Source organism: Stenotrophomonas sp. YJH_SMC_80 (assembly GCF_059372495.1).
On sequence record NZ_JCAFVP010000002.1, the window covers coordinates 18,179 to 44,926 of the forward strand.

23 protein-coding genes are annotated in these 26,748 nt (G+C 67.9%); 13 read left to right on the forward strand and 10 right to left on the reverse strand.

The features are described 5' to 3' along the window. The first annotated feature begins 7 nt into the window (after positions 1-7). From AC5P99_RS03040 to AC5P99_RS03080, 9 genes are all read left to right on the forward strand, one after another. Complete coding sequence (locus AC5P99_RS03040) at positions 8-1,363, forward strand: type II and III secretion system protein family protein (protein WP_062606243.1); 1,356 nt, start codon at positions 8-10, stop codon at positions 1,361-1,363. Between the two features lie 27 nt (positions 1,364-1,390). Continuing rightward, a complete protein-coding gene (locus tag AC5P99_RS03045) occupies positions 1,391-2,647 on the forward strand; it encodes a CpaE/TadZ family protein (protein ID WP_032965901.1) in 1,257 nt (418 codons plus the stop codon). After that, the gene (locus tag AC5P99_RS03050) at positions 2,632-3,981 is read left to right on the forward strand and encodes a TadA family conjugal transfer-associated ATPase (protein ID WP_005413742.1); all 1,350 of its coding nucleotides are present in this window, start codon (positions 2,632-2,634) and stop codon (positions 3,979-3,981) included. The genes AC5P99_RS03045 and AC5P99_RS03050 overlap by 16 nt, the downstream gene beginning before the upstream one ends. A 2-nt stretch (positions 3,982-3,983) precedes the next feature. Then, positions 3,984-4,940, forward strand: coding sequence for a type II secretion system F family protein (locus AC5P99_RS03055; RefSeq protein ID WP_043035231.1), 957 nt, complete (start codon positions 3,984-3,986; stop codon positions 4,938-4,940). Positions 4,941-4,968: 28 nt separating this feature from the next. Beyond that, positions 4,969-5,904, forward strand: a complete 936-nt coding sequence (locus tag AC5P99_RS03060) for a type II secretion system F family protein (protein ID WP_005409999.1) — start codon at positions 4,969-4,971, stop codon at positions 5,902-5,904. Next, positions 5,904-6,794 (forward strand): tetratricopeptide repeat protein, encoded by an 891-nt coding sequence (locus AC5P99_RS03065; RefSeq protein ID WP_495212888.1) that lies wholly within the window; start codon positions 5,904-5,906, stop codon positions 6,792-6,794. Before AC5P99_RS03060 ends, AC5P99_RS03065 begins: the two co-directional genes overlap by 1 nt. Next, a complete protein-coding gene (locus AC5P99_RS03070) occupies positions 6,791-7,249 on the forward strand; it encodes a DUF3613 domain-containing protein (protein ID WP_099604765.1) in 459 nt (152 codons plus the stop codon). The genes AC5P99_RS03065 and AC5P99_RS03070 overlap by 4 nt, the downstream gene beginning before the upstream one ends. Positions 7,250-7,257: 8 nt before the next feature. Continuing rightward, positions 7,258-9,408, forward strand: coding sequence for a TadG family pilus assembly protein (locus AC5P99_RS03075; protein WP_495212889.1), 2,151 nt, complete (start codon positions 7,258-7,260; stop codon positions 9,406-9,408). Between the two features lie 99 nt (positions 9,409-9,507). After that, positions 9,508-10,221, forward strand: a complete 714-nt coding sequence (locus AC5P99_RS03080) for a DUF2968 domain-containing protein (RefSeq protein ID WP_005410003.1) — start codon at positions 9,508-9,510, stop codon at positions 10,219-10,221. A gap of 75 nt (positions 10,222-10,296) precedes the next feature. Here AC5P99_RS03080 and AC5P99_RS03085 read toward each other — a convergent pair whose 3' ends face one another. After that, complete coding sequence (locus AC5P99_RS03085) at positions 10,297-10,692, reverse strand: hypothetical protein (protein ID WP_024958102.1); 396 nt, start codon at positions 10,690-10,692, stop codon at positions 10,297-10,299. A 186-nt stretch (positions 10,693-10,878) separates the two neighbouring features. Between AC5P99_RS03085 and AC5P99_RS03090 the strand changes: the two genes are divergently transcribed. Further along, positions 10,879-11,703: an alpha/beta fold hydrolase gene (locus tag AC5P99_RS03090; RefSeq protein WP_005410005.1), complete on the forward strand. Its 825-nt coding sequence runs from the start codon at positions 10,879-10,881 to the stop codon at positions 11,701-11,703. A gap of 222 nt (positions 11,704-11,925) precedes the next feature. On the opposite strand, the gene AC5P99_RS03095 is transcribed toward AC5P99_RS03090, so the two are convergent. From AC5P99_RS03095 to AC5P99_RS03125, 7 genes are all read right to left on the reverse strand, one after another. After that, positions 11,926-13,572 (reverse strand): MFS transporter, encoded by a 1,647-nt coding sequence (locus AC5P99_RS03095; RefSeq protein ID WP_495212890.1) that lies wholly within the window; start codon positions 13,570-13,572, stop codon positions 11,926-11,928. Beyond that, the gene (locus tag AC5P99_RS03100) at positions 13,566-14,849 is read right to left on the reverse strand and encodes an alginate export family protein (protein ID WP_495212891.1); all 1,284 of its coding nucleotides are present in this window, start codon (positions 14,847-14,849) and stop codon (positions 13,566-13,568) included. The genes AC5P99_RS03095 and AC5P99_RS03100 overlap by 7 nt, the downstream gene beginning before the upstream one ends. After that, positions 14,828-16,675 carry an amidohydrolase gene (locus tag AC5P99_RS03105; protein WP_495212974.1) on the reverse strand — a complete coding sequence of 616 codons (1,848 nt, stop codon included), beginning with the start codon at positions 16,673-16,675 and terminating at the stop codon, positions 14,828-14,830. Before AC5P99_RS03105 ends, AC5P99_RS03100 begins: the two co-directional genes overlap by 22 nt. Positions 16,676-16,794: 119 nt before the next feature. Continuing rightward, entirely contained in the window at positions 16,795-17,220 is a 426-nt protein-coding gene (locus tag AC5P99_RS03110; protein ID WP_088437066.1) for a DoxX family protein, read from the reverse strand. Positions 17,221-17,222: 2 nt separating this feature from the next. Beyond that, a complete protein-coding gene (locus AC5P99_RS03115; RefSeq protein ID WP_005410010.1) occupies positions 17,223-17,879 on the reverse strand; it encodes a hydrolase in 657 nt (218 codons plus the stop codon). After that, on the reverse strand, positions 17,876-18,319 hold the full coding sequence (locus tag AC5P99_RS03120; protein WP_059034680.1) for a helix-turn-helix transcriptional regulator: 444 nt from the start codon (positions 18,317-18,319) through the stop codon (positions 17,876-17,878). Before AC5P99_RS03120 ends, AC5P99_RS03115 begins: the two co-directional genes overlap by 4 nt. A 50-nt stretch (positions 18,320-18,369) precedes the next feature. Further along, entirely contained in the window at positions 18,370-18,702 is a 333-nt protein-coding gene (locus tag AC5P99_RS03125) for a hypothetical protein (RefSeq protein WP_495212892.1), read from the reverse strand. A 96-nt stretch (positions 18,703-18,798) separates the two neighbouring features. Between AC5P99_RS03125 and AC5P99_RS03130 the strand changes: the two genes are divergently transcribed. Together AC5P99_RS03130 and AC5P99_RS03135 are read left to right on the forward strand one after the other, a co-directional pair. Continuing rightward, a complete protein-coding gene (locus AC5P99_RS03130) occupies positions 18,799-21,828 on the forward strand; it encodes a sensor histidine kinase (protein ID WP_495212893.1) in 3,030 nt (1,009 codons plus the stop codon). Then, on the forward strand, positions 21,821-22,474 hold the full coding sequence (locus AC5P99_RS03135; RefSeq protein WP_012480561.1) for a response regulator: 654 nt from the start codon (positions 21,821-21,823) through the stop codon (positions 22,472-22,474). The genes AC5P99_RS03130 and AC5P99_RS03135 overlap by 8 nt, the downstream gene beginning before the upstream one ends. A 462-nt stretch (positions 22,475-22,936) precedes the next feature. On the opposite strand, the gene AC5P99_RS03140 is transcribed toward AC5P99_RS03135, so the two are convergent. Continuing rightward, entirely contained in the window at positions 22,937-24,130 is a 1,194-nt protein-coding gene (locus AC5P99_RS03140) for an MFS transporter (RefSeq protein WP_108270429.1), read from the reverse strand. 93 nt (positions 24,131-24,223) lie between these two features. Here AC5P99_RS03140 and AC5P99_RS03145 point away from each other — a divergent pair, with 93 nt between their 5' ends. Further along, complete coding sequence (locus AC5P99_RS03145) at positions 24,224-25,153, forward strand: LysR family transcriptional regulator (RefSeq protein WP_049451846.1); 930 nt, start codon at positions 24,224-24,226, stop codon at positions 25,151-25,153. 93 nt (positions 25,154-25,246) lie between these two features. On the opposite strand, the gene AC5P99_RS03150 is transcribed toward AC5P99_RS03145, so the two are convergent. Next, positions 25,247-26,704 carry an amidohydrolase family protein gene (locus AC5P99_RS03150; protein WP_495212894.1) on the reverse strand — a complete coding sequence of 486 codons (1,458 nt, stop codon included), beginning with the start codon at positions 26,702-26,704 and terminating at the stop codon, positions 25,247-25,249. Positions 26,705-26,748 lie beyond the last annotated feature (44 nt).

The following is a 26,748-nucleotide window of genomic DNA, read 5'->3' on the forward strand; positions in this document are numbered from 1 at the left end:
CGCATCCATGACCGAACGCCGCCGCCCACGCCCCTCCCCCCGCCAGCGCTGGCTGGCCCTGCTGCTGGTGCTGCTGGCTCCGGCAACAAGCGTGGCCGCAGACGATCTCGTGTTGCAGGCGCGTGAGCAGCGCCCGTGGACGCTTCCGGCCGATCTGGAACGGGTCGCCATCGCCGACCCAGGCGTCGCCGATATCGTGATGCTGCGTGGGCAGCGGCAGGCCCTGCTGGTCGGGAAAGCGCCGGGTACGACGACCCTCCTGCTGTGGCACCGCAAGCAGGCCGAGCCGCAACGCCTGCAGGTGCGGGTGCAGAGTGCCGTGCAGGGCGCGGCAGACGCAGGCTCCAACGGGCTGGTGTTCACTCAGCAGGACAACCAGGGCCTGCTGCAGGGAAGCGCCGATAGCGTGCTCTCGCACATGCAGGAACAGAAGACCGCGGCCATGGCGCTGGGCAAGGACGGGCTGCTTGCCGACGCGTCGACGGTCAGCAGCGGCGGCGTGGTGCAGGTCGAGGTCAAGGTGGTCGAGTTCAACAAGACCGCGTTGAAGCAGATCGGCATCAGCTTCCAGAACCGCAATGGCAGCTTCGCCTACGGCTTCGCCCGCCCGGGCGGCCAGTTGCCGGGCAACACCGGCATCCTGCCGGGCATGAAGGAAGGCAACTCCGGCAACGAGGCCGAGTCACCCATTTCTTCGGCGTTCCGGCTGGTGTTCGGCTCGACCAAGGGCCTGTGGAACGCCGATGTCGACCTGTTGCAGAGCAACGGCATGGCGCGCGTGCTGGCCGAACCTACCCTGGTCGCACTATCCGGCCAGAGCGCCAGCTTCCTGGCTGGCGGCGAACTGCCGATCCTGGAACCGCAGGGCCTGGGCACCACCACCATCACCTATAAACCGTTCGGCATCGGCCTGACGGTGACACCAACGGTGCTGGCCCCCAACCGCATCGCGCTGAAGGTCGCACCGGAAGCCAGTGATCTGGACTACAGCAACGCCATTGCCCTCAATGGCGTGCAGATTCCCTCGATCACCACGCGCCGTGCCGACACCACGGTCGAACTGGGCGATGGCGAGAGCTTCGTGATCGGCGGCCTGGTCAGCTCCAATGTCGTCTCCAACGTCGGCAAGATCCCGCTGCTGGGCGACCTGCCGATCATCGGCTCGTTCTTCCGCAACTTCGACTACAAGCGCCAGGACAAGGAGCTGGTGATCATCGTCACGCCGCGGCTGGTGCAGCCGCTGGCGCGCAACACCGAGCTGCCGTTGCCTGGCGAACGCGAGGCCAAGCCGCACATGCCCGAATGGGGCGCCTGGCTGCTGGGTCCCATCAGCCAGGATCCGGTACCCGGCTTCTCACGCTGATTCCATGATGCCTGCGATACCACGCCCATGCCCTACGCCACTGCCCAGCCGCTGCATCCGCAAGGACCGCCGATGAATCTGGTCCTGTACGGAATGGATCGCGAACTGCTGCCCCGGCTGGCGGCCAAACTGCCGCCGACCACTACCCTGCACTGGCAGGACAGCAGCGCGCCGACCTCCGCTCTGGACCTGCAACGCGGGCCGCAGAGCCTTGTGCTGCTGGATTTCCGCCCTGAACATGCCGCCGCCTCCAGCGTGCTGGCGCAGCAACTGCAACAGACCGAACCGGATCTTGCATTGGTTGCCGTCGGTGCCACCAGTACCGGCCAGGTGGAAGGCATCGTCATTGCATTGCGGGCGGGCCTGCGCGATGTGCTGGACCTGGACAGCGACAACGTCGGCATCGAGGCCGCGCTGCGCCGCGCCCTGTCGCCACGACCGGCTGCCGCCGCGCAGCACGCGCACAAGGCGCGCCTGATCGTGCTGCTGGGCGTGCGCGCCGGAGTGGGCACCAGTACGCTGGCCGCGCATCTTTCGGTGCTGGCACAGCAGACCCGTGCGCTGGCGCAGGGCGAGGCACTGCAGCAGGATGGCCTGCTGATGGAGCTGGCCCAGCCTTCGGGTGACCTCGCGCTGTACCTCAACCTGGACAGCCGCTTCCATTACGAAGACGCGCTGCGCAACGCCAGCCGCATCGACGCCACCCTCGCCCGCACTGCGATGGCTCGCCATGACACCGGCCTGGTGCTGCTGGACCGCGCCAGCGGCAGCGATGCGGTGCCGCCATCCGATCCGGCTGCGCTGCTGCAGCGCCTGCGCCACGTATTCGCCAGCGTGCTGTGCGATGCCGGTGGCTGCCCGCTGCGGCAGCTACCGCCGCTGTTGCTGGACCAGGCCGACGAGATCTGGCTGGTCACGGACGCCTCGATCGCCACGCTGGTATCGCTCGACCAGGCCTTGAAGCACCTGGCCGGCCAGCGCGAACGGGAGAAGCGCCTGCAGCTGGTGATCAACCGCCACGACGACAGCAGCGGCATGAGTCCCGACCAGATCGCACGCCGATTCGAAGTGCCACTGCTGGCCACGCTGCCCGAACGCCCGCGCGTGCGCCTGGCGGCCAGCCAGGGACATCTGCTGCTGCAGGACGCACCGCGCGACCCCTACCTGCGTGCCCTCGCCCCGCTTGTGTCGCGCCTGGATCCGGCTGCCTGCCCGGTCCAGGCCCATGGCCTGCGGGAAAGACTCTCCCTTGCCCTGGGTGGATCGCAATGGAAGACAAGGTAACCCCGTTCCCGCATGCCGCCACCCGCCCGGTGCTGCCCGACAGCGCCCCGGCCCACCTGCCGTTCGCGCAGACCGAGCAGTACCAGAAGGTGCTGTCGGCCGCCCATGAGCACCTGCTCAACAGCATCGAGGACGAGCGCATCGACATCGATTCCTGGGCCCCTGACACCATCGCCCGCTGGGTGCAGGTGCAGACGGTGGGCTTCATCCAGGAATGGCGCATCCCGATCAACGAGGAGGAGATGCAGGTGGTGGCCGAAGGCCTGGTCAAGGAGCTGACCGGCTTCGGCCCGCTCGACGACCTGCTGCACGACCCGACGATCGAGGACATCCTGATCAACGGGTTCAAGGATGTGCATGTCTCGCAGGGAGGACAGCTCAAGCGCGCCACCCAGCGTTTCACCGACGACACCCACCTGCTGCGCATCCTTCGCCGCATCCTCGCGCCGCTGGGCCGCCGACTGGACGACTCCAACCCGATGGTCGATGCGCGCCTGCCCAACGGCGGCCGCCTCAACGCGATCATCTCGCCGCTGGCAGTGGATGGGCCGATGGTCTCCATCCGCAAGTTCCGCAAGGATCCGTTCACCCCGGACGAGCTGCTGGCCAAGGGCACCTTCGATGCGCCGATGCAGGCGCTGCTGAAGGCCATGGTGCTGGGCCGCTGCAACATCCTGGTGTCCGGCGGCACCAGTTCCGGCAAGACTTCACTGCTGAACGCACTGGCCAGCTACGTGCCGCCGAACGAACGCGTGATCACCGTTGAGGACACCGCCGAACTGTCACTCAACCACCCGCACGTGGTCCGACTGGAAAGCCGCATCGGTGGCGCCGAAGGTCATGGCGCGGTGAGCATCCGCGACCTGGTCCGCAACAGCCTGCGCATGCGCCCGGACCGTATCGTGGTCGGCGAGGTGCGCGGCGCGGAGGTGCTGGAAATGCTGCAGGCGATGAACACCGGCCATGACGGCTCGATGGCGACCATCCATGCCAACTCTCCGCGCGACTGCCTGTACCGCATCGAGATGCTGGCCGGGTTCGCCGGCTTCCAGGGCAGCGAGGACAGCCTGCGCCGGCAGATCGCCAGCGCCATCGACTTCATCGTGCAGATCTCGCGGCTGGGCAGCGGCCGGCGCGTGCTGGTCTCGATCACGGAAATCACCGGTGTCAGTGACAACCTGATCACGACCCAGGAAATGTTCCGTCACGAACTGCAGATCGATGGCAACGGCAAGGAAATCGATCGCTGGATCGGACTGGGCTTCCACCCGCATTCGCACAAGCTGGAGCCGTTCCGGCAGCAGTTGCGCGAATCGTTGTACGGAGACTTCTGAGCATGGGCACGGGCCTGCTGCTGGGTGTACTGAGCATCATCTCGGTGCTGCTGGCGCTTGCGGTATGGCTGTGGGGCACCGCCAGCAACCGGGAGCAACGCCAGGCTTCGCTGCAGCACGCCGAGCAGCAGCTGGCTCGCGGAGGCGCCAGTGGCGGAGCCCCGGCCGGGGCATCCGTAGCCGCCGCCAACGACCCGGCGCGACCGGCAAGTGCCGGGCGCCGGGTGTTGCCGCTGGACGGCCTGCTGCAACGTGCGGGCCTGCAGACGGGTTGGAAGCTGCCCATCATGATGCTGGTGCCGGGACTGGTGCTTTCGGTCGTGGCCATGCTCAGGCTCGGTACGGCGTGGATGTTCCCCCTGACCCTGCTGCTGTACCTGCTGGCCTGCTGGCTGTGGGTCATGCGCCGCACCACGAAACTGCGTGCACAACTGCTGCACCAGCTGCCCGACTTCCTCGACAACCTGGTGCGGCTGACCGCGCTCGGCAACAGCCTGCAGGCTGCCTTCCAGGTGGCGTCGATGCAGACCAGCGCGCCGCTGCGCGGACTGCTGGACACCACCGTGCGCTACGCGCGCAGCGGCATGGACCTGGACCGTGCCCTGAGCCTGGCGGCACAGCCCTACCGGATGGATGTGCTCAAGGTGCTGTCCGTCGTGATCGGTGTCAGCGTACGCATCGGCGGACGCTCCGATCAGATCCTGCAGCGCATGGGCGATTTCATGCGCGACCTGGAGCAGGCCCAGCAGGAGCTGGCCGCGACCACGTCGGAAACCCGCATGTCAGCCTGGGTGCTCGGCCTGCTGCCACCGGCCAGCGCGGTGCTGATGGCCATATCGAGCCCCGAATTCTTCCAGCCGGTGCTGCACGATCCGCTGGGTCACAAGATCCTGTTGATCGCGCTGGGGCTGGAGCTGTTTGGCGCTTTCCTGCTCTACCGCCTGGCCAAGTCGCTATGACCACCCGGATCCGCCACGGAGGTGCCCGATGAGTGCCAGCACCTGGTTTGCCCTGTCGCTGCTGGTTCTGGCCGCCGGTGTTGCCCTGCTAGGCATCGCCGGATGGGTGCGCAGCCATCGCGAACAGCGCACCTCGGCCACCTTGAAGACCGCACTGCAACCGCGGGATGAGGCGCGCGACACGGAGGCCGCGCGCCGTGATTCGCTGGGTTGGCTGGAACGCTTCGGGCGCGCGCTCAGTGGCGGCCGCCTGGAATCTGCATTGCTGGCCAATGAAGACCGGCTGCTGCTGGACCTGGCGGGCTGGAACACACGTCGTGGCACCGCCATCTATCTTGGCCTGCGCCTGCTGCTGGGCGTGCTGGTGCTGGTGCTGGCCCTGGCGTTCAGCAGCGCCCAGGGGCTGGCCAGGATGATGGTTGTGATCGGTGCGCTCGCGGCAGGCCTGCTGCTGCCGAAGTTCATCCTCTCTTCGTGGGTGAAGCGGCGACGGCGCGCCGTCGACAACGAGCTGCCCCTGCTGATCGACCTGCTGCGCCTGCTGCAGGGCGTGGGCTTCAGCATGGACCAGAGCCTGCAGACGCTGGGCGACAAGCTGCGCGACGCGTTGCCGGTGCTTGGCGGCGAGTTGCAGGAGGCCAACGTCGCGTACACCCATGGCCGCACGCGCGCGCAGTCCCTGCGCCGGCTGAGCGAGGTCTACGCGGATGATGACCTGACCAGCCTGATGCAGTTGATCCTGCAGGTGCACGCGCATGGCGGCGCAGTGCAGGAACCACTGCGGCAGTTCAGCATCCGGTTGCGCGAACAGCGCCGCAACGCCCTGAAGGAAAAGGTTGGCAAGCTCTCGGTGAAGATGACCGTGGTGATGATGCTGACCCTGCTGCCAGCGCTGATGCTGGTTCTTGCCGGACCGGCGCTGGTCGCGCTGGCCACCACCATGTCCAAGATGGGATCGCCCTGATGCCTGCCCTGCGCACCTCCTGCCTGTTGCTCGCCCTTGCCGCCGTCGCCAGTGGTTGTGCGTCGACCACGCCGAAGTACCTGCGCGCGCCCAGCCTGGCCGCGCCCGAACCGGCGCCGCAGGACAGCCGCAATGCCTACCTGGAACTGATCGGGCGCATGCAGCAGCAGGGTGCCTGGTATGCCTCGCTGGCCCACGTCGATGCCTTCCGCCAGCGCTATGGCGACCCGCCGGCGTTGCGCCTGCTGCAGGCCGACGCCCTGCGCGAGACCGGCCAGGCCGACGCTGCCATCGCCCTGTACCGCGAGCTCTCCAGTGGCCCGCAGGCCGCTGTAGCCGCACACGGCCTGGGCCTGATCGCCGCGCGCCGTGACGACGATGGCGGCAGCGAGGAGGCACTGGCCCGGGCCACGCAGCTGCAGCCATTGAACACCGATTACCTGGGCGATCTCGGCTATGCACGTCTGCGTGCAGGTCAGTTCGAACAGGCGCGTGAACCGTTGGCCAAGGCGCTGGAGCTGTCTCCAGGCAATGCCAAGGCCACCGCCAACCTCGCCCTGTGGGCGGTGCTGCGTGGCGACACCGCCACTGCAGAGCGCCTCGCCGAACAGGCCAATCTCAACGAGGACACCCGCCGCAGCATCCAGCAACAGGCCGCGCAGATCCGTGCCCGCCTGCAGCAGCGCCAGGCCGCCGCGGCAGCTGCCGCAGTCGTGCCGGCCCCCGCGCGTGCTACCGCCAGCGATGCCGGCAGCAACCGGCCCGGCGCCACGCGACTGGCGGCGGAACCACGCCGCGACAGCCGCGATGAGCGCGATCCGCAGCGCCTGCCGCCCTCGATGCTGGAACGCTTCAGCACCTCCGATCAGCCGAACGGAAACACTCCATGAGCGCCATGCCCCTGACCCGACACCTGTTGCCTGCACTGGCCTGCCTGCTGTTGACCGGCGGCGCGCAGGCGCAGCAGCAACCCCTGACCGGGCAGATGCTTGGCGGCAGCACGCCCGCTGCGCCGCCTTCGCAGCCGCTGCAGTCCGAGTCACTGGCCACCGTGGACCTGGCGACCCCGCCGGCACCGGTGCCGCAGGCGGCGCCTGCAGCGGTCGCCATCACCGACGGCAACGCTGCAGCCGCGCGACCCGGCCGCAGCCAGATCGGCGACACCACGCGCGACCTGTTCCGCCTGCAGGCATCAGGGCAGCAGGCCGGGCAACGCCTGCCGATCCTCGGCGACCAGGCTACGTTGAGCTACGCCCGCTACATGAAGAGCTTCGAACACGAGATCCCGGACTTTTTCGAAACCGATGTCGCCAAGTCCAAGGGAACATCCTCATCCGGACGCTGAGGTAGGCCATGAAACGCCCACGCCAGTTCAGTTTCAGCCGCCCACGCGGCGGCATGTCGGTCACCATGATGCTGGTCATGCTGGCGCTGCTCGCCATGCTGGGCCTGATCGAGATCGGCTATCTGTTCTGGGCCAAGCGTGACGCACAGAAAGTCGCGGACCTCGCTGCACTGGCCGGTGCACAACGGCTGGAGCTGTGCACGTCTGACAACAGCGACAACAGTGCAGCGCGGCAGAGCGCGGTCACCCAGAACAGGTTTGCAGGCACCGTGCAGATCCGCTGCGGCAACTGGAGCGCCACACGCAGCACGTCGAACCGCTTCGTCACCACCATCGATGCCAGCAACCCGCGCAATGCCGTGCAGGTAGTCGCGCAGCGCAGCGTGCTGCCGTTCTTCGGCCAGAACACCGGCCTGCCCACCGTCAGCGTGGAGGCCGTAGCCCGCCGTTCCGAACCGACTGCGGTGTTCGCGGTCGGTTCGCAGCTGCTGCGCACCAATGGCGACTCGGTACTGTTGTCGACCCTGCGTCTGGTCGGCCTGGATGTGACCAACGCCACCGTGCTCTCCTATGACGGCCTCGCCCAGGCCAACATCACGCCGTCGGGCCTGCTCAAGGCATTGAACATCCCGGTCAGCGCCAACCTCAGCGTGGCTGACTTCAACCGGCTGCTGTCGGTCAACAAGATCTCGCTGGCACAGCTGGTCGATGCCACCGCCACCGTGGTCGGCCGCGACAGCACCGTGGGCGTACAGCTGCGTGCACTGTCCGATCTGGTCGCCACCCAGCTGGACATCAACAAGCTCAACATCGTGCTGGGCAGCCAGTCCGGTGGCGGCGGTCTGTTCGCCGAAGTGGTCTCGCCCGATGGCACGATCGGCAGCGCGCTGGAAACGAAGGTCAACGTGCTCAACCTGATCAGTACCGCCATCTCCATCGCCAACGACGGCAATGGCGTTGCGGTGAAGGGACTGGACCTGCTGGGCATCAACATCCAGGCTGGCGTGGTGGAACCGCCCTCGATCGCCATCGGTGGCGTCGGCACACGCGCGTACAACGCGCAGGTGCGGCTGATGGTGGACGTGGACAGCAACAACCTGTTCGCGGTGGGCCCGTTGCTGAACCTGCTCGGCACGCGCCTGCACCTGCCACTGCATGTCGATGTCGCCAATGCGATGGGCACGCTGACCGGCATCCAATGCGGCGCCAGCCCACAGAAGGCCACCATCCGGGTCGACTCGTCGGTGCTGCGCGCCTGTGTCGGCAATGTCGACCCGGCGCAACGCTTTTCCAGGAGCAATGTCTGCGACGACACCCTGAAGAACGAGCAGCTGCTGAAACTGCTCGGGCAACCCTTGATCAATGACAGGATCACCCTGCCTGCCCTGACCAGCTCGCAGAACCTGACCCTTGCCGCCGGCGAGACCGCTTCGACCCGGATCAATCCACTTGCAGTGGGCAACGCGGTGTCGGACCTGGTCAATGAACTGCTGCGCGTGTTGTCGGGCATGCTCAGCTCGCCCAAGCAGGGCATGAGTGCCAACGACACGGCCAAGGCGCTGGCCGATCGTTACCTGCAGGCGGCCTTTCCCACTGGCGGGCGCTACAACGTCGATCAGGTCATTCCGTTGCTGCGCGATGGCGACCCGGCGCGCAACCTTGCCCCGCTGGGCAACTGGACGGTGAAGAATGGCGTCCCCAAGCCCTGCCTGCTGGGCTTGACCACCTGCTGGGAAGACGGTTCGGTGTGGACCGGCTACAAGACCACCGTCACCGGCCAGGGCCTGGGCCTGCTCGATGGCCTGCTCGGCTCGCTGGTCGGTGGCCTGCTGATCAACCGCTGCGACAGCCTGCTCGGCAACCTGATCGACTACAACGGCTGCGTGCGCAACAACCTGGCCTCGTACATCCAGACCGCGCCGGCCGGCTTCCTGGATGGTACCGGTGGAACCGGCGTCACCAATCCGGATGGCAGCGTGAGCTGCAGCGGCCTGCTGTGCACGCTGCTCAAGCCGATCCTGACCGCCCTGCGGCTGGTGCTCAACAGCGTCGGCACCCTGCTGACCAACCTGCTGGCCAGCGTGCTGGGCCTGGAACTCGGCCGCACCGACGTCAACGTGCAGTCGATCCAGTGCAGCGCGGCGCAGCTGGTCTACTGAGCCGTGACGGGCGCCCTTGGCGGCGCCCGCGCCCATGCTAGACTCCCGGCGGGGAACCACCTTCATCTCAACCCACACTCATCCGTGGATGGTCTAGACATGCGAGAAACTTCAGGGGGCGCGGTCTTCGCCCGGCACGCGCGCGGCGCGGCACTGCTGGCCGTGGCCATGATGCTGGTGGCACCGGCGGCGATGGCTGCCCGTGGCGACCGTGAGGCAGCCGCAGAGCCGGCCGCACGCAGCGCCCCGGTGGTGCGCAACACCGTTGACGAACTCAAGCAGCTGATGGATTCGCGCCAGCTGACCGAGCTGCGCACGACCTACAACGGCAACTACGGCGCCAGCCTGCTGTTCAACGCCAACACCCTGACCTACTACGTCGCCCTGTTCCAGGAGAAGAACTTCTGGCGGGTGATCAAGACCGATGCGGTCGACAACGCCGAGCGCGTCTACCGCACCTTTGCCCAGCAATCGGAACAGCTGGCGCAGGTCTACATCGATACGACCCGCCTGGAAGCCGGCAAGCGCTACACCGAGCGCCTGGTGGCCTACAACGAGGAGCGCCTGCGCACCCTGCAGCAGGAAATGGAACAGCAGCAGGCGCAGTCGGCCCAGGTCAGCGCCGCCCTGCAGCAGGCGCAGCAGCAGGCAGTCAGCCTCAGCACCGACGTGCAGAGCACCAACAGCCAGCTGGATGCCCTGCAGCGCCGCATCCAGATCCTGCAGGCCGAACAGGGCAACCCGGAGCTGAGCCTGCCCAAGCCGGAAGGCGTGCCCTCGCCGGCACCGGCTGCCGCCAGCGACGGTCGCTGAGGCCCGGCCATCCGCATCCACGCACAACGGCGCCACAGGGCGCCGTTGTCGTTTACGGCCTTTCGTGAGCCACGCTCAGCGGCAGGCGTCGTACACCGCGTCATCGAGCTGCCGACGCTGTACGAAGTCCAGGCGCTTGGCCTTGGCCAGCACCTCCCCGCGGCGCTGTCGTGCGCGCTCACAGGCCCTGGGGTCCGTGCTGATGGGTATCAGCGCGGCCTGCGGCCGCCCCGAGCGCACGGTGCGCGGTCGCGCCGGCACCGCGCTGCCCGCGCCGGCCGGCTTTGGCACCGGTCCGCGTGACAGCGACTGCTCCTCGGGCACCTCCCAGCGCCATTCCGCATGCCCCTGGCAGGGTGTCTGCTGATAGACCGGATGTGGCCCGTCCACGCATTTGTACACGTTGGTCTGCGCATGAACCGCCGTGACCAGCATCAGGCACAACAGTGGGCTGCATCGCATTCTCGGCATCGCGGGCTCCTCGACCAGGCTGCCGCCATCGTCTGTGCGGTGGCCGCTTCATGCCAGAGCGATACGCGTCACAGTCCGGGCAATCCAGCACAGCCGTGCAAGCCGTCCGATGTGCACTGCGATGTACTGCCGAAGGCACCGGCACCGCTGCCAGTGCCTTCCCTCCCTTCCGCCAAGGAACCCGCAATGAGCAATTACGTCACCGTCGCCGATGGCGCCCGCATCTTCTACAAGGATTGGGGCACCGGCCAGCCGGTCGTGTTCGCCCACGGCTGGCCGCTGTCGTCCGATGCCTGGGACCCGCAGATGCTGTTCATGGGCCAGAACGGCTTCCGCGTGATCGCCCACGACCGTCGCAGCCACGGCCGTTCGAGCCAGACCTGGGATGGCAACAACATGGACACCTACGCCGATGACCTGGCCGCGGTGATCGAGGCGCTGGACCTGAAGGACGCGATCCTGGTCGGCCATTCCACCGGCGGCGGCGAAGTGGCCCACTACATCGGCCGCCACGGCAGCAAGCGCGTGTCAAAAGTGGTGCTGGTCGGCGCCGTGCCGCCGCTGATGCTGAAAACCGACGCCAATCCGGCCGGTACCCCGCTGGACGTCTTCGACGGCATCCGCAAGGGCACGGGCGGTGACCGCTCGCAGTTCTTCAAGGACCTGACCACACCGTTCTTCGGTGCCAACCGCGATGGCAATACCGTTACCCAGGGCATGCGTGATTCGTTCTGGCTGCAGGGCATGCTCGGCGGCGTCAAGGGCCAGTACGACTGCGTGCACGAATTCTCGGAAGTGGACTACACCGAGGACCTGAAGAAGATCGACGTGCCGGCGCTGGTGGTACACGGCGATGACGACCAGATCGTCCCGTTCGATGCCTCGGCGAAGCTGTCCTCGCAGATCATCAAGGATGCCGAGCTGAAGGTGTACGCCGGTGCACCGCATGGCCTGACCGTCACCCACGCCGACCAGTTCAACGCCGACCTGCTCGCGTTCGCGCGCAGCTGATGTACCGCGGCGGCGCCGTAACGGCGCCGCCGCCCCTTCGGTAGTGCCGGCCGCTGGCCGACAACCCGATCACCATCGTGATCACGCGCAGCCGGCCAGCGGCCGGCTCTACCACCGGCGGGTCAACCGCCTCTGCTTCGGTAGTGCCGGCCGCTGGCCGGCAACCCGATCACCATCGTGATCACGCACAGCCGGCCAGCGGCCGGCTCTACCACCGGCGGGTCAGATGTCGGTGTGGTGATGCGGCACGGCGGCAGGCAGCGGGTCATGCCCACCCACGAAGTGACGCACCACGGGTACACGCTCACCGCGATGCAGCTCCCGCAACACTTCCTGGATGGCCTTGTCATCAGCCGTGATGCGTTCGTGCTGGCGCAGGTGCTCCAGCCACGACGGGGTCACGAAATACTCCAGGTGGATGCCTGGACTGGCCACGTCCTCGACCACGCCCCAGACCACCGCGCCATCGCGGCGGCGGATCGTGCCCAGCGCGCGCATCTGCGACTGGAACGCGGCACGATCAGCACCGTCGATGCGGTACTCGATAGTGACCAGCACCGGGCCGCGATCGTTCGACACCGGCACCGACAGCTCGGGTGCGGGCCAGTGCCCGGCCGGACGCAGGTTCAGATCCTCGGTGCCAGCAATCCGCACGCGCCACACCAGCAGTCCGCCGATCACCGCACCTGCGGCAGCCACCAGCAACGCCAGCTCCGGCGAGGTGCGCTGTGCCAACGCGCCCCAGCTCAGGCCACCGGCCGCCATGCCGGCCGAGAACACCATGATGTACAGCGCCAGCGCACGCGCGCGTACCCATGCCGGCACCGCCGTCTGCGCGGCGATCTGCAGCGACGACAGCAAGGTGATCCAGGCGAAGCCATTGACCAGCATCACAGCCGGAAGCACGTACCAGCTGCGGGTCAGCGCCAGCCCGACCAGGCTGAGCGCCAGCGACAGCGTGGCCAGCAGCACCAGCAGGTCGCGATCCAGCTGCGCGCGCAGCTTCGGCAGCAGCAAGGCACCACCTACGGCACCGATACCGATGCAACCCAGCAGCATGCCGTACTGCCCCGCCCCACCCTGCATCTGGCCGCGCACCACCACCGGCAGCAGTGCATTCATCGCCGCAGCAAAGAAGAAGAAGCCCACCGACTTGATCAGCACGGCCTGCAGGCGTCCAGCGCGGCTGGCATAGCGCAGGCCCGCCTTCAAGCCGGCACCGAAACCTTCCGGCGGAAGGCTGGATTGCTTGGGATCACGCTTCCAGCCCCACACCACGAACAGCATCGCGGCAAAGGTGATGGCATTGAAGCCGAATGCCCACACCGCACCCAGCTGCGCCACGATCACGCCACCAATGGCTGGGCCGATCGAGCGGGCGATGTTGATGCCGATCGAGTTCAGCGCCACCGCCGAGGCCAGCATCGGCTGCGGCACCAGCTCGGACACGATCGCGGCCTGCGCCGGCATTGCCATCGCTGCACCGCAACCCATGCAGAAGGTCAGCAGTACCAGCAGCTGCGGAGTCAGCATGTCCATCGCAGTCAGCGCCGCCATCACGGCCGCGACCAGCAGCATCCAGCCCTGGGTCGCCAACAGGTACCTGCGGCGATCGACGATGTCGGCCAGCGTTCCGGCGGCGAGTGCCAGCAGCACGATCGGCACCGTGGTGGCCGACTGCACCAGCGCCACCATCAACGGCGAACCGGTACGTTCGGCCATGACCCAGGCGGCCGCCACGTCATTGACCCAGGTGCCGATGTTGCTGGCCAGGATCGCCAGCCAGATCGAGCGGAACATCTGGATCTTCAGCGGGGACCAGGCACCTGCGGCCTGTGCGGAGGGTTGCGACGCGTTTGCGTTCACCATTGCCATGCTCCAACGATCGAGGCGAACAGCGTGTCCTGGCCGCCGGCCTGCTTCAGTGCAGGACCGGCATCGACCCAGGCCAGCTGCAGCTGCCATTGCCAGTGTTCGCTGGCCTGCCAGCGGGTTTCGGATTTGTATTGATTACCGATGCGGCGCGCGCCACCGGCACTGCCTGGCAACGCCACCAGCGGCGCCGGCGTGGTGTAGACCGCATCGGCGCGACGATGCTTCCAGGCCATCTGTACGCCCAGCTCCGTCGTCACCGCGTCGTGCAGGCGCAGGGTCAGGGTCGGCTGCACGTCCATCAGATTGGCCGGGGCCAGCAGGCTGGCCTCGCTGAAGTAGGCCGATTTCGGGAACAGCGCATTGAAGGTCCCCAGGCGGCCGTCACGCGGATTGCCATCGCCACTGGCGATGTCGGCCTTCAGCCCCAGACGCGGCTGCAGCGGCAGCTCCGCCCAGCGCCAACCGGTATCGGTAGCCAGCGTCCAGGTGCGAATGTCGAGGTTGCCGGTCGCGGTGCGCAGTTCACCGCCCTGCGCCACCAGCTCGCTGTTCCAGTCCAGTGCACCGGCCTGGCCGAACCAGCGCGCACCCAAGGTCTGCCGCCGCTCGATGCCGGAACCCGCCGCGAAGCGTGCGCCTTCGCGGCGGTAGTCCAGCAGATACAGAGCCCACTGCCCCGCGCCCTGCCCGCGTGCCGTGGTGGCATAGGCACCCCACAGGTGGGCACCGTGCTCCCCGCGATCATCAAAGGCACCCGGCCGGTTCTCCACCGGTCGCAGTGCCATCAGATCAAGCGTGCCGAGGCGGCCCTTCCAGCGCAGGCGCGCACCATCGAAGGCCAGGCGGATGTTCGGCCCATCGCGCACCGACAACAGTCGTGAGCTTCCGTAGCCGGCTTCCTGCCGACCGAGTTGCAGGTGGAAGCCGCCGCGCTGCCAGCGCCAATACGCCTGCTGCACGTCCAACGCGCTGCGGTCGGTGCGGCCGGGTCCGCCGGCCCTGCCATTCTCAGCATGCACGCCCAGCTGCAGCTTTGCCTGCCAGCGGTCCTCCACATAGGTGGCCGAGGCCAGCGCACGCAGCAGGCCATGGCCATCTTCGCTGCCACCGATACCGAACCGGGTCGGGTCGTAGTACAGGCCACGCACGCGCAGTGAGGCATCCCACTGCAATTGGCCGTCACCGGCATCAGTGCAGTGGCCACCCTCGCAGGCCAGCGCCAGCGATGGCACGGCCAGCAGCGCCAGGCTCAGAACGCGAAGCACGAGCATCCCATCGCGCCCCAGAACGCGGTCAGGTCATTGGTCGGCGCCGCGTGCTGCGCGGCATGCCCGTGCGCACCGTGGGTACTGCAGGCCACGCCGTGATGGCGGCGATGGGTGGTGGCCGACCCGGTGGCCGCACCGCCGACGTGGTAGCCACCGAACCGGTTGACCGGCGACCAGTCCGGCATCGCCGGCGGCAGCTGCGGCGCAAGGCCGGCGTAGTCGCCGTCGGCGTGCACGATGCGGCCGCCGACGACGGTCAGCAGGCTGGTGATGTCGGCAATTTGCGCGTCGTCGACGCGGAAGAAATCGGCCGAGAGCAGGATGAAGTCGGCCAATTGGCCAGCTTTCAGCGTGCCCTTCACCGCCTCGTCGCCGGAGAACCAGGCGCTGCCCTGGGTCCACAGGCGCAGGGCCTGCTCGCGTTCAAGCAGGTTTTCCTCGCCATACAGGGCCAGCCCACCCACGGTGCGCCCGGTCACCAGCCAGGACAACGCCACCCACGGGTTGTAACTGGCCACGCGGGTGGCGTCGGTACCGGCACCGACCGGCACGCCTTCGGCCAGCATGCGCTTGACCGGCGGCGTGTGCCGCGCGGCCTGCACGCCATAGCGCTCGACGAAGGCTTCGCCCTGGTAGGCCATGCGGTGCTGCACGGCGATGCCGCCGCCCAGCGCACGGATGCGCTCGATGTTGCGTGGGGTGATGGTCTCGGCGTGGTCGATGAACCAGTGCAGGCCATCGAACGGCACCTCGCGGTTGACCTGTTCGTACACATCCAGGATGCGGGTGATGCTCTCGTCGTAGGTGGCGTGGATGCGGAACGGCCAGCGCTTCTCGACCAGCAGCTTCACCACGTCGTGCAGTTCGGGCTCAAGCTCCGGCGGCAGTTCCGGGCGGGGCTCGTTGAACAGTTCAAAGTCGGCCGCTGAGAACACCAGCATCTCGCCGGCACCGTTGTGGCGCAGCAGGTCATCGCCCTGGCGCGGCTGCAGGATCTCGCTCCAGCCACGGAAGTCGTCCACTTCCCTGCCCTTGTTCTGGGTGAACAGGTTGTAGGCAATGCGCACCGTCAGCTGATCATCGCGGTGCAGCTGCTCGATGACCTGGTAATCCTCGGGATAGTTCTGGAAGCCACCGCCGGCGTCGATCACCGAGGTGATGCCAAGCCGGTTCAGTTCGCGCATGAAGTGGCGCGTCGAGTTCGCCTGGTACTCGATCGGCAGGCGCGGTCCCTTGGCCAGCGTCGCGTACAGGATCAACGCATTCGGCTTGGCCAGCAGCAGCCCGGTCGGGTTGCCCAGCGAGTCACGCACGATCTGCCCGCCCGGCGGATCCGGCGTGTCCTTGGTGTAGCCGCAGGCGCGCAGCGCGGCACGGTTGAGGAGTGCGCGGTCATACAGGTGCAGCAGGAACACCGGTGTATCCGGCGCGATGTCGTTGAGCTCCTGCAGGGTCGGCAGGCGCTTCTCGTTGAACTGCGCGGCAGTGAAGCCACCGACCACGCGTACCCACTGCGGCGCGGGCGTGCGGTCGACCTGGGCCTTCAGCATGTCCAGGGCGTCGCCCAGCGAGCGCAGGCCATCCCAGCGCAGTTCCAGGTTGTAGTTCAGGCCGCCGCGGATCAGGTGGGTGTGGCTGTCGTTGAGGCCGGGCAACAGGCGCCGGCCCTGGGCGTCGATCAAGGTCGCTTCGTTGCCCCAGCCACGCATGATCTCCTCGTCGCTGCCGACGGCGACGATGCGGCCTTCCTGCACGGCCAGGGCCTGCGCATGCGGCTGCTGCGGGTCGAGGGTGGTGATGCGGGCATTGCGGATGACCAGCGTGCTCATGCGACGCTCCTTGGAAGTGGAATCGAGTGCGGCACCGGCACGGCCGGCCAGACCGAGCGCAACAGCGGCGCCGCTGGCCAGCAGCACGTTGCGGCGGCCGTGATCGAGGGGATCGTGACTCATGCGAGGTCTCCCGGAAGACGGTGGACGTCCAGTGCCCAGGTGCCGGGCCCGGCCAGCGCGATGGCCAGCAGTACCGTGGTCCACATCAACGGGTACTCACTGCCACCGCGCATCCAGAACCAGCCCCTGGGCAGGGCCAACAGGACGGTGAAGCCGATGAAGGCGGCCGCTGCAAGCGCGGCGATGCGGGTCTGCCATCCCAGCAGCACGGCCAGCCCGGACAGCACCTGCAGCAGGGCCAGAAACAGCGGCAACGGTGCCACCGCTGGCAGCCCGAAGCCGCGCAGCTCGGTAGCGAAGCCGGACAGCCCCGGTCCACCGAACCACCCGAACAGCTTGCCCAGTGCGTGCGGCAGCAGGAAGCCTCCTGCCGCCACGCGCAGCATCAGCAGGGCCAGGTCGAGGCCATGGCCAGCCAGCATGCTCAGTGCCCGCCTTCCTGCGCGCCGAACATGCGCTTGGCGTACTGGATGCCGATGCCGTAGCCGCCGGCATGGTCGCGGGCAATGCCGGTGGTCAGGTCGTAGGTTTCACCGCGTGCCCAGTCGCGCTGCAGTTCGAGCAGGTACTGCACGCTGGTCATCGGCACCGCGCCGGCCTGCACCATGCGGGTGATCGCACGCTCGTGCGCTTCTTCGCTGACATCGCCGCAGGCATCGGTGATCACGTAGACCTCGAAACCCTGCGCCAGCGCCGACAGCGCCGGCCCGACGATGCAGACGCTGGTCCAGAGGCCGGCAAGCACCAGGCGGCGCTTGCCGATGCGGTTGATCTCATCGATCACCGGCTGGTCTTCCCAGGTATTCATCGAGGTGCGGTCGAACACCGGCTGGCCAGGGAAGATCTGCGGCAGTTCCGGGAACATCGGGCCGGAGAACGACGCTTCTGCGACCGTGGTCAGCACCACCGGCACATTGAAGCCCTTGGCCCCCTTGCTGATCAACGACACGTTGTTGCGCAGCGCGGAGATGTCGATGGTATGGGTAGCGAATGCCATCTGTGACTGGAAGTCGATCAGCACCAGGGCATGGTCGGTGGGCGACAACAGGGCCGGGGCGGGCGTGGCGGTGGCAAGGCTCATGGGTGGACTCCGTTGGAAACACGATCAGGTGGAAGCAACAGGGCTGCATCGCCGGCCAGGTACTGGCCGGGGCTGCAGCCGGTCTCGGCGCGGAAGCTGCGGACGAAATGGCTCTGGTCGAAGAAGCCGAGCTGCTGCGCCAGGCAGGACATCGGCAGGTGCTGGGCCGACAACAGCTCGCGCGCACGTTCGATACGGCGACGGCGTACATAGCGCAGCGGGCTGGCGCCGGTACCGCTGCGGAACAGGCGCACCAGATGGAAGCGACTGACGCAGGCGACGGCCGCCAGTTCGGTGACCCGCAGCGGCTGTGACAGGTGTTCATCGACATAGCGCAATGCACGCTGCAATGCGGCGACCTGCTGCGGCGCCAGTGAAGCGGCGGGCGGATCAGGCGGAAGGATGGTGGCCATGCGGGACGCCGCGAAGGGATGCCCCATGGTGCGTGACCCCTGCGTGATGCCCTACCCCCGTCGGTCGAGGCCAGCACCTACCCGAATGGGGGAGGCCGACGGCCGAGCAGGCGGCGCCCGAACAACCGCGCATCCAGTGAATAGGCGCCAGGCCCCAGCGCCAGCAAAGCCAGCGGCAACACCACCAGTGGCCACGGCAGTGCCTGTGCATACAGGCCCAGTGTTGCCGGCACTACCGCCAGCGGCGTCAATACGCCCAGTGCAAGCATCACCACCGCCAGCAGGCATAGCGCCGACAGCCAGTCCGCGTGCGTGCCCGGCGTGCACAATGCAGCGGCCACGCACAGCCGCAGCCACAGCAGGCCGATGCCCGGCCCCCGGTCGGGGAACATCACGAACAGGCGCTGCATGGCCGGACTCCACAGGACATGCCGGCGTGATAGCCGACCACGGCACCAGGCGCCTACCCCGTTCGGGTCACCCGCGGCTGCCCCGCACCTGCCAGAATGCGCGCCATGCATGGCCGCCCCTTCCCGTTCCTGCGTCGCCTGCCGGCGCTGCTGGCGTGCCTGCTGCTGTGGACCGCCCTGCCCGCCCTCGCCGTGCAGCGGCCGGCCGTGAGCAGCGGGTTGCCCGGCTACGAGCACACCGCCTGGCGGGTCGGCCAGGGTGCACCCGGTGACATCTGGGACATCAGCCAGGACCGTGACGGCCTGTTGTGGTTGGCTACCGGTTCAGGCCTGTACCGATTCGACGGACGTCGCTTCGAACGGCAGGCGCCACCGGCTGGCACCCGCTACCCGTCCACCAACATGGTCACGTTGGAACACAGCGCCGATGGCGCACTGTGGATCGGCTACTTCCAGGCAGGCATCAGCCGGTTCGCGCGCGGCCAGCTGTACAACTACGGCCGCGGCCAGGGCGTGCCGGTTGGCGTGGTACCGCACTTCAGCCAGGACCGCGACGGCCGGATGTGGGCAGCCATCAATGGAGGGCTGCGCGAGTTCGATGGCCAGCGCTGGCAGCCGCTGCCCGCAGACACGGGCGTTCCGGAACACCGCGTGCAATGGGTGCTGCACGACAGCCGTGGCACCTTCTGGGTACTGGCCAACCTCAGGATCTGGATGCGTCCTGCAGGCCAACCGCGTTTCGAGGACACCGGCATTGCTGTATCCCAGATGGCGACGCTGACCGAGAGCCCGCAGGGCGAAGTCTGGCTGGCCGACCGTGTGCGCGGCACCTCGCCGCTGGCCAATGCGCAGGGCCTGCTGCCGGACAGCGAACGCGAAGCGCGACGCCTGCCGGACCTGGTCGCCGCACGCCTGCAGTTCACTGCCGACGGCGCGTTATGGGCCACGATGAGTCCGCATGGCGGTGTGGCCCGGGTCACGTTCGACGGCAGCCGCGCCGTGCGCATGGAGCGCTTCGATTCGCCGCACGGGCTGACCGCCACCTCGGCCGTGCCGATCATCGCCGACCGCGAAGGAAATCTCTGGGTCGGCACCAATCTGGGCCTCAACCGCTTCCGCGTGCGCAGCGTGCACACGCTGGCGGTCGGCCCCAGTGATCCCTATCGCTCGCTGGTGCGGGCCAGCGATGGGCGTGTGTACGGCTACGGCGAGGACCTCAAGCCGTACGACCTGCGCCGGCCACTGCTGGAAGGCAGCGCCGCACAACTGCAGGCGGCCGCGCGCCGGGCGCCCACGCCGATCTGGCAGTTCGACTGGGTCAACCTGGCACGCACGGTGGCAGGCCACACCACGCTGATTCCGCTGCCCGAGCCCTTCACCGGGCAACCGCTGCATGCCCTGCTGTTCGCCGATGACGACCAGGCCTGGGTCTGCACCGGTGAACGTGGCGTGCTGCACTATCTGCACGGCCAGTGGCAGCGCGAAACGCGCCTGCCCGAACAGGCCTGCTCATCACTGGCGCTGGATGCCAATGGCCAGCTGCTGCTCGGCTATGCCGACGGTCGGCTGCGCAGCATGGACGCGACCCGCATCGAAACCTTCGATGCCAACCACGGGCTGTTGGTCGGCCCGGTCACCGCGCTGCTGCACCACCAGGACCTGTTGCTGGTGGCCGGTGAGGCCGGGCTGGCCGCCCGCCTCGGCAATGGCCGCTTCATGCCGGTCAACACCGACATGGCCGGCGTGCTGGAGGGCATCACCGGCATGGTTGCCGATGCGCACGGTCACCTGTGGCTCAATGGCAGTCGTGGCCTGGTCCGGTTGGGGAGCGATCAGTTGCGGCGGGCGCTGCGTACCGGGCAGCCGGTGACGCCACGCCTGTTCGATGCGGTGGATGGCATGCCGGGCATCGCCCTGCAGAGCGGACCGATCCCCACCGCCGTGCTGGCCGACGACGGCCTGCTATGGCTGGCCACCAACCAGGGCCTGGCCTGGCTGGACACCACCCGGTCGCACGTCAATACGATGGCTCCCAGCGTGCGCATCGGCGACGTGCTGCATGGCAGCGAACGGCAACCACTGCGGGACGGCCTGCGCCTGCCGGCCGGCACCAGCCAGCTGCAGATCGACTACGTGGCGCTGTCGCTGGCACGCCCGGAACGCAACCGCTACCGCTATCGCCTGTCCGGCGTTGACGATGGCTGGCAGGACGCGGGCAGCAGCACCCGCGCGTATTACACCAACCTCGCGCCAGGCAACTACCGGTTCGAGGTGGAAGCCGCCAATGAGGACGGCATCTGGAGCACCGCACCGGCCAGCCGCAGCTTCCGCATCGCGCCTACCTTCATCCAGACCGTGTGGTTCAAACTGCTGTGCACCGCCGCCGTGCTCGCACTACTGGTGCTGGCAGTACGCATCCGCAGCGGGCAGCTGGCCGCGCTGTTCCGTGCGCGCCTGCAGGAACGCAATGGCGAACGCGAACGCATCGCGCGCGACCTGCACGACAGCCTGCTGCAGGGCAGCCAGGGCCTTATCCTGCGCCTGCATGCGATCAGCCAGTCACCCCAGACCCCCGAGCCGGTGCGCAGCCAGCTGGAGTCGGCGATGCAGCTGGCCGAGCGCAACCTGGCCGAGGGCCGCGAGCGGGTCAATGCGCTGCGCGAGGGGCCGTTCGCGGGTCACGACCTCGCTTCGGCACTGGCCGATGTGCACGCCGAGTATGCCGGGCACGGCACCAATCCGCTGCGCCTGACCGTGGAAGGCCCCCACCCACCGCTGCAGGCCGATGCCGCCGAGGAAGTGTTCCTGATCGGACGCGAGGCGATCCGCAACGCGCTGCGCCATGCCAATGCCAGCGCCATCGAAGTGGAGCTGTCCTACGGCACGCGGTGCTTCCTTCTACACGTACGCGATGATGGCGTGGGCATCGCCGACGAAAATGCCGGCCATGGCCATTGGGGCCTGCAGGGCATGCGCGAGCGCGCGCAGCGCCTTGGCGCGGAACTGCAGCTGTGGACCCGCCCCGGGCTGGGGACCGAAGTCGCGCTGGCAGTTCCCGCCCGGCGCCTGTATCACCACCGCCCATCACGTTGGCGCTGGCCCTGGAGTAGAACGAGCCATGACTGAAACCCCTGCCCCGATCGGCGTACTGGTGGTCGACGACCACCCGCTGCTGCGTGACGGCCTGGCCGCCCTGCTGGGCGCACAACCCGATCTGCGCCTGCTCGGTGAAGCCGCCGACGGCGAGGAAGCCATCGCACACTATCAGCAGCTGCAGCCGGACGTGGTGCTGATGGACCTGCAGATGCCCCGCCTGGATGGTGTGGAGGCCATCGTGCGGATCCGCGCAATGGACCCGCGCGCGCGCATCATCGTGCTGACCACCTACCGCGGTGACGTACGTGCGGTGCGGGCGTTGCAGGCCGGCGCCAGCGCCTACCTGCTGAAGGACATGCTGCGCCACGAGCTGGTCGACACGATCCGCATGGTTGCGGGCGGCCGGCGCGCGCCGATTCCACCAGCGGTGGCGGCGAGCATCGCCGCGCATGTGGTGGAAGACCGGTTGTCGCCGCGCGAGACCGAAGTGCTGCGGCACGTGGCCGGTGGCCTGTCGAACAAGCGCATCGGCGAGCGCATGCAGATTTCAGAGCAGACGGTGAAGGCGCACATGAAGAGCCTGATGGACAAGCTGGGCGTGGGCGATCGCACGCACGCGGTGACCCAGGCGCTGCGGCGCGGCATCATCAGCCTGGACGACAGCGGTCACGATTAGGGGGTTGTTCGGCAGGGCTTGCAGTCCTGCACCCACGGTAGTGCCGGCCGCTGGCCGGCAACCTCAACAGCAAAATCAAAAACGGGCTCTCCGTGGGATGGCGCGGCGGTGTCGGAGTGCGGGGACGCCGTGAACCCGTCCATGGGGGCTTGGCCGCGGCATCCATGCCGCGGACACCCCGCACTCCGGCACCGCCCCACCTCTGACAGATTCCGATGGCTGTTGGTAGGTGTCGACCTTGGTCGACACGGTAGATCCACGCCATGCGTGGATGCTTCTGGATTCCAATTCGAAATATTCGATTCCGATGGAGATTCATCCATGCATGGCGTGGATCTACTGCAGATCGCGGAGATCTGTCGAAGGCGGGGTGGGTCCAGGAAACCCGCTGTTTGTGCTGTTGCCGGCCAGCGGCCGGCACTACCGCGGGTGCAGGGCTGCAAGCCCTGCCAAACACCCCCCTTACTTCAAGCGCAGCAGCAGGCTGCCGCCCGCACACACCACTGCCAGCCAGGCCACGCCGTGCCACCCCCACTGCGCCAGCGCCAGGCTGCCCAGCGCACCGCCGGCGGCCATGCCGATGAACATGCCCGTGAACAGCAGCGCATTGAGGCGGCTGCGGGCCGGCGGCACCAGGCCATAGACCAGCGTCTGGTGCGCCACCAGCGCTGACTGGAAACCGAAGTCGAACAGCAGCGCACTCACCACCAGCAGCGGCAGCAGCGCGGCGGCCGGCAACCAGGCTTCGGCCAGCAGCAGCCCGAAACCCAGCAGCGCCACTGCGATCGCCAGCCGCGCCACGGCATGGCAACCCAGGCGATCGGCGAAACGTCCTGCAAACGGCGCAGCCAATGCGCCGGCCGCACCGGCGATACCGAACGCACCCGCCGCCGCACTGCCCAGGCCCAGGCGGGCATGCAGCATCAGCGCCAGCGTCGACCAGAACGCGCTGAAGCCCACTGCCAGCAACGACTGGCTGGCCACCGCACGGCGCAGCTGCGGCTGCTCGCGCCACAACGCCAGCAATGAACCCAGCAACGCCGGATAGCGCAGCGTGCTGGTCGGTGCGAAACGCGGCAGCGCACGCGCCATCAGCGCGCCCATCGCCGCCACCGATACCGCGGCCAGTACGAACTGCGTGCGCCAACCCCATGCTTCAGCCACCACGCCACTGACCACGCGCGACAGCAGGATGCCGAGCAGCAGGCCGGTCATCACCCGGCCGACGATCTGACCGCGCTGTGCATCCGGCGCCAGCACCGCAGCGGCAGGCACGATGTCCTGCGCCAGCGTGGCCATCAGCCCGACCAGCAGGCTGGCCATCAGCAGCCCCGGCAGGTGCCCGGCCATCGCTGCGGCGCCAAGTGCCAGTGCCAGCAACGCGGACTTCAACAGGATCAGGGTGCGGCGGTCGAAGCGGTCGCCCAGCGGTGCCAGCAGCAGGATGCCCAGTGCATAGCCGAGCTGGGTCAGGGTCGGTACCAGGCCGGCGGCGCGCTCGCCTGCGCCGAGGTCCTGAGCGATCAGGCCCAGCATCGGCTGGCTGTAGTAGAGGGAGGCGACCGAGAAGCCGGCGCCGGCCGCCATTGCCAGCACCAGCGGGGTGGAGGGTGCGGTCACGGGCGCGGCGGCGACGGATAGCGAAGGGGTAGACATGGGGGAGTCCGGTGGAGGAAGTGGACGTATCCTGCCGGTATTCGCCAAACGTCTGTAGTAGGCTTCATTACATATTCTTCATACGCCATACGCATGAATGACCTCGCAACCGGTGCGGATCGCCTGGATCTGCTGCGCACCTTCCTGCGCATCGTCGATGCCGGCAGCTTGTCTGCCGCGGCCGTGCTGCTGGGCACCACCCAGCCGACAGTCAGCCGACGCCTGCAGGCCCTGGAGCGACAGCTCGGCCTGCGCCTGCTGCAGCGCTCCACCCACGGCCTGCAGCTGACCGAGGATGGCCTGCGCTGCCAGCGTCATGCGCAACGCGTGGTCGACGAATGGGAGTCGCTGCAGGCCGAACTGCACGGCGAACCGGAAACGCTGCGCGGACGCCTGCGGGTGATGGTGCCGCACGCGTTCGGCCAGGCACAGCTGCTGCCGACCATGCTGGCATTCCTGGCCCAGCACCCGCAGCTGAGCCTGGAGTGGATCCTGGAAGATAGGCGCCCGGACTTCATCGCAGAAGGCATCGACTGCGCGGTGCGGGTGGGACCGGTCGACGAACCGCGCATGGTCGCACTGCCGCTGGCCGAAGTGCCGCGCATCGTCGTGGCGGCACCGTCGCTGGTGCAGTCCACCGCGATCAGCACACCAGAACAGGCACAGGCACTGCCATGGATCTCACTGGTCACCTACTACCGCGAACGCCTGTTGCTGCATGACGCACAGGGTCGCGCGCATACGCTGTCGATCAGCCCGCGCCTGCTCAGCGACAACCTGTTCGTGGTGCAGCAGGCTGCACGCGCCGGGCTGGGCGCAGCGGTGGTCTCGGCCTGGCTGGTGGCCGACGACCTCGCACAAGGACGTCTGGTGCAGCTGCTGCCGGACTGGCAGGCGCCGGCACTGCCGGTGCATGTCGTGTTTCCTGCTGCGCGCCAGCAGCCGCCGCGGCTGCGCGCCTTCATCGATGCGATGAAGGCCGCACTGCCGCAGCTGCATGGCATGCGGCCGGCACCGCGTTAGGCCAACGGCCGCGTCATCCACGCATGGCGTGGATGCCGTCCAACCCCATAGGGTCGGATCCCTTCCCGCCGGGAAGGGCTCTGACCCTGTCGATCACTGCCTCTTCGCCGCCTCGGCATTCCACGCCGCCACCTTGGCCTTGGTATCAGCCAACATCCTGTCCAGCGCAGCGCGGTCATACACGCTGCCGCGCAGGATCACGCTGTCGATTTTTTCCGTGGCGGCAATGTCCTGCAGCGGGTTGGCGGTCAGCAGCACCAGATCGGCGGCCTTGCCCTGCGTGACACCACCGTAGCGGTCCATCTGGCCGAACCAGGCCGGGCCGGAACGGGTTGCGGCCGACAGCGCCTGCGGTGCGCTCAGGCCCTCCTTCACGAACAGCTGCAGCTCCTGGTGCAGGGCGATGCCCGGGAAGTTGAACGAGTTGAGGAAGCCCGCATCGGTACCGGCGATGATCGTCACGCCCGCCTCCTGCAGCAGCGGCAGCACCGCGGCCACCTGGTGGTACTGCGCGTGGCGCGCTTCAATCTGCGCCGGCGTGGCCTTGGCTGCGCGGTCCACGCGCCACTGGTAGGTCGCGCGCAGGCCAGGGCCGATGTAGGCCAGGTACGGATCGTTGGCGTGGTCATCCTGGTCAAGGAAGTCGAGGATGCGGCCACCGTTGAGGGTCGGGGTCACGAATACGCCGCGCTTTGCGAAATCACGGTAGGCATGCATCGCAGTGTCACGGTCGAAGCTGGCGTCGAGGCGCCGGTTGGCTTCGGCACGGTCGATGCGGCCGGCTCCAAAGTCAGCGGCGATCTGCGCCTCATCCTTGCTGCCGGCCTTGAATGCGTAGTCCAGATGCTCGATCGAAGCCAGGCCGGCATCGACCGCCTGCTCCACGGTCAGTGCCATCGGAATATGTCCCGAGGCTTTGAAGCCGGCCTTTCGCGCAGCGCTGGCCGAGTACAGGAACAGTTCCGGCTTCAGCGTGCTGTCGGTGATCTTCACGAAATCGACCTTGTCGTGCTGCAGGCGGGTGATCGCCTTGTCGACGTCGGCCTTGCTGCCCACTTCGATCGTGCCCTTCCAGACCGGCTTGATGCCTTCGATCTTCGCGCCGGAACTGAGCAGGCGCGGGCCGAACAAGGTGCCCTTGGCGATCTCGCCACGCCACTGCAGCACCTGCTCGGGCAGGTCGCCGGAGCAGTCACGCACGGTGGTGATGCCGTGCGCGATGTACAGCGGCAACAGCGCCTTGTTCTCTTCGATCAGCGCCGGACCACCACCGAAGTGCACGTGCATGTCCCACAGGCCCGGAATCAGGTACTTGCCCTTGGCATCGATCTGGCGGGCCGCACTCCATTGGCTGCGCAGCTGCGCGTCCGGGCCGACGGCGACGATGTCCTCGCCACGGATCACCACGCTCTGCCCGGCCAGGGTGCTGGCGTGCTCGACATCGACCACGGTGGCATTGCGGATCAGCAGGTCGGCGCGCTCGGCGGCAGACGCCGACAGCGGTGCTACCGCAAGGAGGATGGCAAGGGACAACGGACGGGAACGGAACATGGACAGCATCCTGATGGGCACGCCCAGCGTGCGGGTGGAAGGGG